This is a genomic window from Photobacterium japonica (assembly GCF_050337005.1).
GTDB lineage: Bacteria > Pseudomonadota > Gammaproteobacteria > Enterobacterales > Vibrionaceae > Photobacterium > Photobacterium japonica.
This window is the reverse complement of sequence record NZ_JAKJSN010000015.1, coordinates 82,982-94,136: the sequence shown is the minus strand read 5'-3', so window position 1 is coordinate 94,136 and position 11,155 is coordinate 82,982. Positions and strand designations below refer to the sequence as shown.

Below are 11,155 nucleotides of genomic sequence, written 5' to 3'. Positions count from 1 at the left end.
ACCTTCTAATTATTTGAAATTAAGGAGAATGCGAAGCCGGTGCGCTCACATATTTGATCTACACTCAAAGATATACCGTACGATAAGTTGAGCGCAGCCGGTGTCGGCTGTTGTCGTTGGTATATAAGTGTAAGCCAGAATTCGCACCGGTAAAAAAGGGAGGATATGTTACTGCATGCCGTGAGCAAGGTCACGGTCAAAGTAGCAAGAAAATTACAAACTGGGTGTGTCACATTTAGTTCATTGTCTCCGGTCTTTAATAGTAACAACCCCATGCCGACTTCGGTCAGCAACACAGCGGTGGGCAACCCCGTTACTTCGTTACCAAGGAGGTCCTTATGGATGACGCTGAAAGGAAAGTCTTTGTCCTAGACACGAACATTCTGCTTCATGAACCCCTCGCCATCTACTCCTTCAAGGAGCACGACGTGGTCATTCCGATGACCGTGCTAGAGGAGCTCGATCGCATCAAAGACAGCAAACGCGATGTGTCGCGTGATGCCCGTGTTGCGATTCGCGCGTTAGAGGATATCTTCCACGACGCCACCCCTGAGCAAATTGCCGAAGGGATCCCCATTAACCCACAAGTCGAAGGCTCCGTGGCGATTTTCGCTGATTATGAAATCACGGAAACCGTGCACGCCTTTGCTGATAAAGCCGGTGATAACCGGATCCTTAACGGGGTACTGTATCTTCAGGCCCATTACGCGCCGCGGGAAGTGGTACTGATCACCAAAGACATCAACATGCGATTGCGCGCCAAAGGGGCGGGGGTCTGCCATGTGGATGACTACCGCAGCGATCAGTTGATTGACGATGTAAAGCTGCTGACCAAAGGGTTCCATCAATTCACGGGGAGCTTCTGGGCTCAGGTCGGTGAGTGTCACTCTGAAAACCGCGGGCGTGCAACGTTGCATACCTTACCGATCGCGCTGTTTGAGACGCCGTTCATTAACCAATACCTGATTGATGAAAGCGCGGACTTTGCGGCGCGAGTGCAGACGCTGGACAGCGATACCGTGACCTTGAAAGACATTGGGCATGAGCGGTTGATGCACCGTCAGGCGTGGGGGATCCACCCGAAAAACATTTATCAGGGCATGGCACTCGATGCCATGATGGATCCGGATATTGACTTGGTGATTTTGACTGGCCCGGCGGGCTGCGGGAAAACCATTTTGGCGATGGCTGCCGCGCTCGAGCAAGTGATTGAAAAGAGCATGTATGACAAGATCATCGTGACCCGTAACACACCGGAAATTGCTGAATCCATTGGCTTTTTACCCGGCACAGAAGAAGAAAAAATGTTGCCGTGGCTGGCGGCGGTCACCGACACCATGGAGGCACTGCACAAAAACGATGTCTGTACCGATGGCTCAATGAAGTACATCTTCGATAAAGCCAATATTCAATTTAAATCGATTAACTTTATGCGCGGTCGCTCAATCCAAAATGCGTTTGTTCTGCTGGATGAGTGTCAGAACCTGACCGCCTCACAAATTAAAACCATCATCACCCGTTGCGGTGAAGGCACCAAGTTGGTGTGTTCGGGCAACTTGGCGCAAATTGATTCCAGTTACCTTTCTCCCGTCACCTCGGGCTTAACGTACATCGTTGAGCGTTTCAAAAACTTCGAGGGCAGTGCCAATATCTATCTCAATGGGGTCGTGCGCAGTCGCTTGGCAGAATTTGCCGAAGAAAATCTGTAATCTAAGCACACCTAACAATGCATAAATAAAAAAGGGCGATGCACCAGTGCATCGCCCTTGTCTGTCTGGGATTGAACGGTAGTGCTCGCTAACTCATCCCTAAGTACCGCTTTAATCCGTCATGCTCGGGCGTGGTCAGCATGGCTTGCGTGTCCCCAAACAGCGTAATTTCCCCGTGCTCAATGAAGGCGCATTTATCGCTGATCGTCAGTGCATCGTCTGGGCTGTGGGTGATCATCAACACCGTGATGTGCTGTTCGCGCGCCAGTGTTTGCACCAGTGCCAGCATCTCTTTACGCAGCGCGGGGTCAAGGGCGGAAAACGGTTCATCCAGTAATAACAATGGGCGCTGACGCAGCAAGCAACGCGCCAATGCCACGCGTTGACGCTGGCCGCCGGAGAGTTGCTCCGGTAAACGGGTCAGATAGTCCGCTAACCCAACACGGGTTGCCGCCGCCGCCACATCCGCCTTGTCCTGCGTGGTTAAGCGCAGTCCCGGATGGCGTCCCAGCGCGATGTTGTCGTGCACGCTCAGGTGCGGAAACAGGTTATGTTCTTGAAATAGCATCGACAGCGGGCGTTGTGACGGATGTTGTTGGTCAATCGGTTCACCGGCGATGGTTAGCGCACCGCTGGCTGGGGTCAGAAAGCCTGCAATCAATGCCAGCAGGGTACTTTTACCGGCGCCGCTTGGGCCGATCAGCGCCACGATGTCCCCTTGATTGACCTGTAAATCAAAGCACAGCGCGGTGTCTTGCGTGCGGTGATCCAGACGTGGATAGCGATAACAGAGTTGGCTCAGAGTTAGCATAACGGTTTCCGTATGAGCAGCTTTTCCACCAGTGTGAATAAGCCCAAACTCAAAAGTAATAAGATCAATGCCGTGACGGCGGCCGCGTCCATTTGGTAGCTGCCCAGTAGTTGGAATAAATACAGTGGCAGGGTTTGGAAATCATTGCTGCCAAACAGGGCGATGGCCCCTAAATCACCCAGTGAGAGCACAAAGCCGATCGCCAGTGCTTGGGCTATTGGCGCCCGTAATGCCCGCCATTCCACCAGCCACAAGCGGGTGAGGCCGTGCATCCCCAAACTTTGGCACAGCGGGTCATATTGTTGGGCAATATGCAGCATGGGCTGGCTCAGGGTTTTGAGTACATACGGCAGCGCCATCAGAGCATTCACAGCCACCACAACCCAGAACGCGACGGAAAATGCATCGGTAAACTGGCGCAATAACAGGAAGATCCCGGTACTCAGTACCAGCCCCGGCGTGATCAAAATGATGGTACCGATCAACTCGATGCCATCGGCGGCCCAACGTTGACGGCGTAAGCGCCATTGGCGGCTGGTGAGCAATATCGCGACGCCGCCGATCACGGCCAGCAGGGCGGCGATGATGGCGATGTGTAGCGATTGTCCTACCGCTTGCCACAAGGCAGGGGCTTGTAATTGACCCAGGGTGTGGGGATTCAGCCCCGCGAGCACGACGGCAAACAGCGGCGGTAGCACTAACAGCAGCGCAAGGCCAATCCACACGCCGTCCCAGCAGCGACTGGCTAAGGAATCAAACTGTGGTTGGCGAGCTTGTTTAGCCGACGTGTGCGTGGTGGCTAACGGTTTGGCAAACCGTTGAGTCAGCAGCACTAAGCTGCCACACAGCACCATTTGCCACAGTGCCAGTATCGCCCCGCCGGCTAAATCAAAGTCGTAACGTAAGGCTTGGTAAATCGCCAGCTCAATGGTGGTGGCTTGGGGGCCGCCACCCAGTGCCATGATGACGGCAAAACTGGTGAAACACAGCATGAACACCAAGCCAATTACATGGGGTAATTGCTGGCGCAAACGCGGCCAGGCGACAAACATGAACTGCTGCCCACTGGATAGCCCCAAATGGGTCGCGAGTTGATGTTGTTCGTGCGGAATGCTGTCCAGACTTTGGTACAACAGGCGTGTCGCTAACGGCAGGTTCAAAAATACATGAGCGAGCAAAATGCCTTGCAATCCGTACAGGGACACATCCGGTTGCCAGCCTAACGCATGTAGGCCATGCATCAGTAAACCGTTATTGCCATAGATGGCCAACAGACCGAATACCGCGACCAGCACCGGCAGCACCAGCGTCATGGCAAATACCCGCAAAAGCAGGGCTTTTCCGGGAAATTGGCGGCGTGACAGTGCATAGGCGACAGGGATCGCCGGCACGACACTTAGCAGTGTCGAAAGTAGGGCTTGAGTAAAGGAAAAGCCCGTTACATGGCGTAAATACGGATCCTGCCATAACGGCAGGATATCGAGTGTGTTCGCTTCAACGATTAACGCCCCTAAGGCGCAGATCACGATGGCGATAATGAGCCCGGCGCTAAACAGGCCGGGCAATAAAGCGGTGTGGCGGGAATGCAAGGTAAGTGCCTACTATCGGGATGAGTTACTGAGTCAGCGCATATTGCCATTCTCGGATCCAACTGCGGCGCTGTTTCGCGACCTCATCGGCGTTAAATTCCAGTGCCTTGCTTGGCAGGGTTAATTGTTCAAAGCCTTCGGGTAGCGTTTGCTTGATCACCGGATACATCCAGTTGCCCGTTGGGATTTGGTCTTGGAATGCCGGCGTCAAAATGAAGGCCATGAACTGATCCGCCAGTACCGGGTTATCACTGCTTTTCAGCTTGGCGGCCACTTCCACTTGCAGGTAATGCCCTTCGCTGAAATTCGCGGCTTTGTATTTCGCGTCTTTCTCTGCGATCCGGTGATAAGCCGGTGACGTGGTGTAAGACAGCACCATGTCCGCTTCGCCTTTCAGGAACATGTTGTAGGCTTCCGACCAGCCCTTGGTGACGGTGACGGTTTTCTTCGCCAGTTGTTGCCACGCGTCTGCGGCCTTATCGCCATAGACGGACTTCATCCACAGCATTAAGCCTTGGCCGGGCGTGGATGTGCGAGGATCTTGATATAGGATGTTGAGATCATCGCGCTTGACGAGTTCATCCAAGCTTTTCGGTGGGTTAGTCAGTTTGCTGCTGTCATACACAAAAGCAAAATAGCCAAAGTCATACGGCACGAACGTGGTGTCTGTCCAGCCATTCGGGATGGTGACTTGACGGGTATCCACGGTGTGTTCGGCCAGCAGGCCGGTTTTTTTCGCTTCGCTGATCAGGTTGTTATCCAGTCCTAATAGCACATCGGCTTTTGAATTTTTGCCTTCCAGACGCACGCGGTTCAAAATGGATACCCCATCATCCAGTGCGATGAATTGCAAATCGCAATCACACTGCGCTTCAAAGGCTTTTTCAATCGCCGGTCCCGGTCCCCAGTCAGAGGCGAATGAGCTGTAGGTGTACACGGTCAGCGTGTTATCGCTGTTCGCGTTGGCATTTTCTGCGGCCCATGCTGGGCTGGTGGCGATCGCGCTCGTCAATGAGACAGCAAAAAGGGAAAGGGCTTTTTTCACGGTGTGCTCCTGCTACGTTTGCATCCGGCAAACGAGATAAATAAGAGGGCACAGGGTTGAGATCTGCCTGTCAGTCGAATGTGTCTGATCTGGGCAGAAAGTGCATGACTCGGTCTCAATTCCTACGCCAGTGCTAACTGGATCAGGTTCAGTGGGTTTTGCGGTGCAATCTCAGCCCTTTTTTGTGTTCGGGCTCCCCAATGAGAACGAGCATATTGTAATAGGGGGATGCTGGCGTGGCTAGTGCTCAGCAAGGAAGACAATCACTTATTGGGCAGCATTGAGTCGCCAGTCATAGTCGTAACGGACATGTTGTAAGGTGACAGGCGTCCCGGTACGGTAGCGGTTGAGGTGCTGTTGCAGCTGCGCTTGCGTGCCAAAGTCACTCCCGTACCAGTCATAAATGGAGGATAACTGGACGCGATCGCTGTCTATCTTGACGCCTTTGTCACTATTAATGAAGCGCTTGGCAGCCTGCTCTAACAAGGTGTCGGTGTTATTGGCGGTAAAGGCGCGCGGCAGCAAATCAGGACAGCCGAGGCTGGCACAATTGACTGCGTAGTGAATACGCGGATCACGCCAGATAGGGCGCAAGATCCGGTGTTCGATATCATTGAGGGAAAGTGGTTTGCCGTTGATGGTCACGACGTCGTCATCCCACGGACCGAAGCTGAAAAAGCCGCCGATCTTGGTGATAGACGACACCGGATAATGAGCGAGGATCAGCTTCACAGTCTGCGCGTTGTACAGGTTCACCCAATAGGCAAACTGCTCACGGCGATTGAGTTGGCGCGGATCGATAGCAGCCAGATCGCGCAGGTAGCGGCCCAGTGCGTACTGATCGTTGTCGGTGACGGCACTATAGCGAAAGCGGGTTTGTGAGGGCGCGACGACCAAGTAACGATCCAGCAACTGTTGCCAGCGTTGATGATCGACGGTCTGCGTACTGTTGGCTTGGGTCGCCTGCCAATATGGCCAGAGGTCGGCCTTGGGCGCAGCCCACGATAGCGAGGGGATGAGTAACAAGCTGACGAGCAAGATCAAACGCATGGCGATCTCCTTGAAAAGTGGGCTGATGAGCCTATATAGGGTTAAGACATCAGACCGGCAAAGAAGAGAAAAGCTTTCGGGAGGATAAAAAATGCGCCGCAGCCCATGATGTTATCTGGCTGAGGCGCGTTTTGTGAATCGAGGTTAGGCTAAAAATGCGGGGATATTGCGCTCATAATCCGCGATTTTCGCTTCATGTTGCAGCGTCAGACCGATGTTATCCAGACCGTTAAGCAAGCAGTGACGACGGAAGGCGTCGATCTCGAACGTATATACTTTGCCATTGGAGGTGACCGTCATCGCTTCTAAATCCACCGTGATGGTTGCGCCTTCGTTCGCGTCCACATACTGGAACAGTTCATCCACTTCCTGCTCAGTCAGGCGTACCGGCACCATTTGGTTATTGATGCTGTTGCCGTAAAAAATATCGGCAAAGCTCGGCGCGATCATGACCTGAATACCGTAATCTGCCAATGCCCACGGGGCGTGTTCACGGGATGATCCACAGCCAAAGTTTTCACGGGCGAGCAAAATGCTCGCACCCTGATAGCGCGGCGCATTCATGATGAACGCGGGGTTCGGCTGCTGACCGGCATCATCCAAGAAGCGCCAGTCATGAAACAGATGTTTGCCAAACCCGGTGCGGGTGACTTTTTGCAGAAACTGCTTGGGAATAATGGCATCGGTATCGACATTGGCGGCGTCCAGTGGGACGACCAAGCCAGTATGCTGTTGGAATCCTGTCATTGTGCGTTCCTTCTGTTAGGCCGGCGTTGCCGCAGGTTCAAGTTCACGGATATCAACGAAGTGGCCCGCACACGCGGCAGCAGCGGCCATGGCCGGGCTCACCAAGTGGGTGCGACCATCACGGCCCTGACGGCCTTCAAAGTTACGGTTACTGGTGGACGCACAACGCTCATGCGGTCCCAAGCGATCGTTGTTCATCGCCAGACACATGGAGCAGCCCGGCAGGCGCCATTCAAAACCGGCCTCGATAAAGATCGTATCCAGCCCTTCTTTTTCAGCCTGTGCTTTCACTTGCTCCGATCCCGGTACCACCAAAGCTTGCACATTGGCGGCCACTTTACGGCCTTTGGCAATCGCAGCAGCAGCACGCATGTCTTCGATGCGTGAGTTGGTGCACGAACCGATAAACACTTTATCAATGCGGAAATCGGCCAGGGTTTTGCCTGCTTCCAGCCCCATGTAAGCCAGTGCTTTCACGGCAGAGGCTTGCTCAACCGGATCGCTGAAATCACTCGGGGATGGGATCGGTTGATCGACTGCAATAACTTGGCCGGGGTTCGTGCCCCATGTTACTTGTGGTTTGATGTCTTTGGCATCCAGTGTCACCACGTGATCAAACTGCGCATCCTCGTCAGTTTTCAGGGTATCCCAGTACGCCACTGCCGCATCAAAATCGTCACCTTGCGGGGAGAATTTACGGTCTTGGATGTAGTCATAGGTGGTCTGATCCGGGGCGATCAAACCGGCTTTGGCCCCCAGTTCGATGGCCATGTTACACACGGTCATGCGGCCTTCCATCGACAGATCGGTGATGGCTTCCCCACAGAATTCGACCACATAACCGGTCCCACCAGCGGCGGTGGTTTTGCCGATGATCGCCAGTACGATGTCTTTGGCGGTAATGCCGTCAGCGACTTTGCCGTTGACTTCGATCTTCATGGTCTTGGCGCGGGCTTGTTTCAGGGTTTGGGTCGCTAGCACGTGTTCGACTTCTGAAGTGCCGATCCCAAAGGCCAGCGAGCCAAAGGCGCCGTGCGTGGCGGTGTGAGAATCCCCACACACAATCGTCATGCCCGGCAGGGTGATCCCCAGTTCTGGCCCCATCACGTGCACAATGCCCTGATACGGGTGGTTAAGATCGTACAGGGTGACGCCAAACTCTTCACAGTTTTTGGCCAGTGTTTCCATTTGGATCCGTGCCATTTCGCCCGACGCATTAATGTCTTTGGTCTGGGTTGAGACGTTGTGATCCATGGTGGCAAAGGTTTTGTTCACCTGCCGCACCGGACGGCCTTTTTCTCGCAGGCCATCAAAGGCTTGCGGCGAGGTGACTTCATGCACCAAGTGACGATCGATGTACAGGATCGGGGTTTCCCCTTCGGCTGCCACCGCCACGTGGGCATCGTAGACTTTTTCATACAGCGTCTTGGGCGCTTTATTATTCGACATGTCTCATTGCTCCTTGCGGCGGTTAGGCTTGGCGGATGTACTGGGCGATTTTGTCACCCATTTCGCTGGTGGTGAGGGCCGGACGGCCACCGGCCAGATCCGCGGTCAGTTCGCCGGCCTCCAACGCTTGTGACACTGCCTGCTCAATGGCGCGTGCTGCAGGCTCTTCGCCCAAGCTGTAACGCAGCATCAGTGCTGCCGACAGAATTTGTGCCACCGGGTTTGCAATGTTTTTACCCGCGATATCCGGCGCTGAGCCACCGGCCGGTTCGTACATGCCGAACTTGTCTTGGTTCAGGCTGGCAGACGGCAACATGCCCATCGAGCCGGTGATCATGGCGCACTCATCCGAGATAATGTCGCCGAAAATGTTCGAGCACAGCATCACGTCGAACTGCGACGGATCTTTGATCAGCTGCATGGTCGCGTTGTCGATGTACATGTGGTTTAGCGTCACTTCTGGGTAGTCTTTGGCGACCGCTTCGACCACTTCACGCCATAGAATGGAGCTTTGTAGGACGTTGGCTTTATCGATCGAGTAGACGTTTTTCTTGCGCAGCATGGCTGATTCAAACGCGATGCGGGCGATGCGTTCAATCTCAAAACGGTGGTACACCTCGGTGTCGAAGGCTTTCTCTTGGGCGCCTTCTCCTTCACGGCCTTTTGGCAAGCCAAAGTAAATGCCGCCCGTCAGTTCACGCACAACCACGATGTCAAAGCCACGTTCAGAAATGTCTGCACGCAGCGGAGAGAAGGCTTCAAGGCCGCTGTGGATCTGTGCCGGACGCAGGTTGCAGAACAGTTGGAAGTGCTTACGCAAAGGCAGTAGCGCCCCACGTTCCGGTTGATCGTTCGGTGGCAGGTGTTCCCACTTCGGGCCACCGACAGAGCCAAACAAAATCGCATCCGAGGCTTCACAGCCTGCCATGGTGGCTTCAGGGAGTGGGCAGCCGTGGTTGTCGATTGCAATACCGCCGACATCAAACTCGTGACACGCCAGCGTAAAGCCAAATTTTTCTTGTACCGCGTCGAGCACTTTGTGGGCTTGCTGCATCACTTCGGGACCGATACCGTCCCCCGGTAGAACGGCGATGTTATATGTACCTGCCATGGTTATACTGTCTCCATTTGGGATTTCTGTTTAATTTCTGCAATTTGATCGGCGCGATGAATACTGTTGATCACGTGAAGCAGGGCTTGGCCAGAGGCTTCGACAATGTCGGTAGCCAGACCGGTACCGTGGTACTTGCGGCCTTTATAGTTGGCAATGATGTCGGCCTGGCCGAGGCCATCTTCCCCTTCACCTTTGGCGGTGAGATCGAATTTATCCAGCACAATGTCATAGCCCGTCAGGCGATAAATACACTGGTACAGCGCATCGACGGGGCCGTTACCGACAGCGGCTTCACATTTCTCTTCGTCACCACACTGTAGCTTGATGGTGGTGGTGGCCATGACCGTGCCAGATTGCACGCTGAGGTAGTTCAGCTTAAAGAAGTCGTCTTCTTCGCGCAGGTTGGCAAAGTGCATCAGCGCTTCGAGATCGTAATCAAACACCTGGCCTTTGCGATCCGCCAGTTTCAGGAAGTCGCTGTACAGGGTGTCCAGATCGTACTCTTTATCGGTGTAGCCCAGGCTGTCCATGTGGCTTTTCACGGCGGCACGGCCAGAGCGTGACGTCAGGTTCAGCACCTGATTTTTCAGGCCAATAGAGGCCGGTGTCATGATTTCGTAAGTGTTTTTGTTCTTCAGCATGCCGTCTTGATGAATGCCGGACGAGTGGCTGAACGCATTGGCACCGACAATGGCTTTGTTGGCCTGAATCGGCATATTGCACAGTTGGCTGACCATCTTGCTGGTGCGGTGAATTTCATCATGCTTGAGGTTAGTGTGTACCCCAAGAAATTCGGCGCGGGTTTTGATGATCATGGCGATCTCTTCCAGCGAACAGTTGCCTGCGCGCTCACCGATACCGTTGATGGTACCTTCGACCTGACGGGCGCCGGCTTGGACAGCGGCCATGGAGTTGGCCACCGACATGCCCAGATCGTCATGGCAATGGACCGAAATAATGGCTTGGTCGATATTCGGTACGCGGTTAAACAGCTGGGCGATGATGCCGCCAAATTCATTGGGCAGGGTGTAGCCCACGGTGTCGGGAATATTGATGGTGCGGGCACCGGCCTTGATCGCAGCTTCCACCATGCGGCACAGGTTGTCGATCGGGGTACGGCCCGCATCTTCACACGAGAACTCGACATCGTCAGTGTAGTTACGGGCGCGTTTGACGGCGGCAACACCCATCTCGATCACGTCGTCGTAGCTGCGGCGCAGCTTGTCTTGCACGTGAATGGTCGAGGTGGAAATAAAGGTATGGATACGGAAGGCATCTGCCACTTTCAGTGATTCAGCGGCGACATCAATGTCTTTGGCAACGGCACGGGACAGGGCGCACACGCGGCTGTCTTTAACGTGCTTAGCAATGGTTTGTACCGATTCGAAATCCCCTGGCGAAGACACCGGGAAACCTGCTTCAATCACGTCAACCCCGAGGCGCTCAAGGGCGTAAGCAATCTGCAGTTTTTCTTTTACCGTCAGGCTGGCTGACAGTGCCTGCTCCCCGTCTCGTAGCGTGGTATCGAAAATTATGACCTGATCTTTCATTGCTACATCCTTTCGTTAGCCTGCCAATCATGGCGTGGTCCGCATCCGCTTGCGCCGGCTTTGTAATATGAAAAAACCCGCGCAGCTTGCG

The 11,155-nt window shown here is 54.2% G+C and carries 9 protein-coding genes and 1 riboswitch; of the genes, 1 reads left to right on the top strand and 8 read right to left on the bottom strand.

The window, feature by feature from the left end; all coding sequences use genetic code 11:
* Positions 1-338 precede the first annotated feature (338 nt).
* Positions 339-1,709 (top strand): PhoH family protein, encoded by a 1,371-nt coding sequence (locus L4C36_RS06705; RefSeq protein ID WP_428477022.1) that lies wholly within the window; start codon positions 339-341, stop codon positions 1,707-1,709.
* An 88-nt stretch (positions 1,710-1,797) separates the two neighbouring features.
* Here L4C36_RS06705 and thiQ read toward each other — a convergent pair whose 3' ends face one another.
* From thiQ to leuA, 8 genes are all read right to left on the bottom strand, one after another.
* On the bottom strand, positions 1,798-2,520 hold the full coding sequence (gene thiQ / locus L4C36_RS06700) for a thiamine ABC transporter ATP-binding protein (RefSeq protein ID WP_428477021.1): 723 nt from the start codon (positions 2,518-2,520) through the stop codon (positions 1,798-1,800).
* Entirely contained in the window at positions 2,514-4,109 is a 1,596-nt protein-coding gene (gene thiP / locus L4C36_RS06695) for a thiamine/thiamine pyrophosphate ABC transporter permease ThiP (protein WP_428477020.1), read from the bottom strand. Before thiP ends, thiQ begins: the two co-directional genes overlap by 7 nt.
* A gap of 25 nt (positions 4,110-4,134) precedes the next feature.
* Positions 4,135-5,154, bottom strand: a complete 1,020-nt coding sequence (gene thiB / locus L4C36_RS06690; protein WP_428477019.1) for a thiamine ABC transporter substrate binding subunit — start codon at positions 5,152-5,154, stop codon at positions 4,135-4,137.
* 102 nt (positions 5,155-5,256) lie between these two features.
* Positions 5,257-5,364, bottom strand: a riboswitch (TPP riboswitch).
* A gap of 57 nt (positions 5,365-5,421) precedes the next feature.
* Positions 5,422-6,204: a DUF547 domain-containing protein gene (locus L4C36_RS06685; RefSeq protein WP_428477018.1), complete on the bottom strand. Its 783-nt coding sequence runs from the start codon at positions 6,202-6,204 to the stop codon at positions 5,422-5,424.
* 144 nt (positions 6,205-6,348) lie between these two features.
* A complete protein-coding gene (gene leuD, locus L4C36_RS06680; protein WP_428477017.1) occupies positions 6,349-6,951 on the bottom strand; it encodes a 3-isopropylmalate dehydratase small subunit in 603 nt (200 codons plus the stop codon).
* A gap of 15 nt (positions 6,952-6,966) precedes the next feature.
* Positions 6,967-8,400: a 3-isopropylmalate dehydratase large subunit gene (gene leuC / locus L4C36_RS06675; RefSeq protein ID WP_428477016.1), complete on the bottom strand. Its 1,434-nt coding sequence runs from the start codon at positions 8,398-8,400 to the stop codon at positions 6,967-6,969.
* A 22-nt stretch (positions 8,401-8,422) separates the two neighbouring features.
* Complete coding sequence (gene leuB, locus L4C36_RS06670) at positions 8,423-9,511, bottom strand: 3-isopropylmalate dehydrogenase (protein ID WP_428477015.1); 1,089 nt, start codon at positions 9,509-9,511, stop codon at positions 8,423-8,425.
* A 2-nt stretch (positions 9,512-9,513) separates the two neighbouring features.
* Positions 9,514-11,064, bottom strand: a complete 1,551-nt coding sequence (gene leuA / locus L4C36_RS06665; RefSeq protein WP_428477014.1) for a 2-isopropylmalate synthase — start codon at positions 11,062-11,064, stop codon at positions 9,514-9,516.
* Positions 11,065-11,155: the final 91 nt, after the last annotated feature.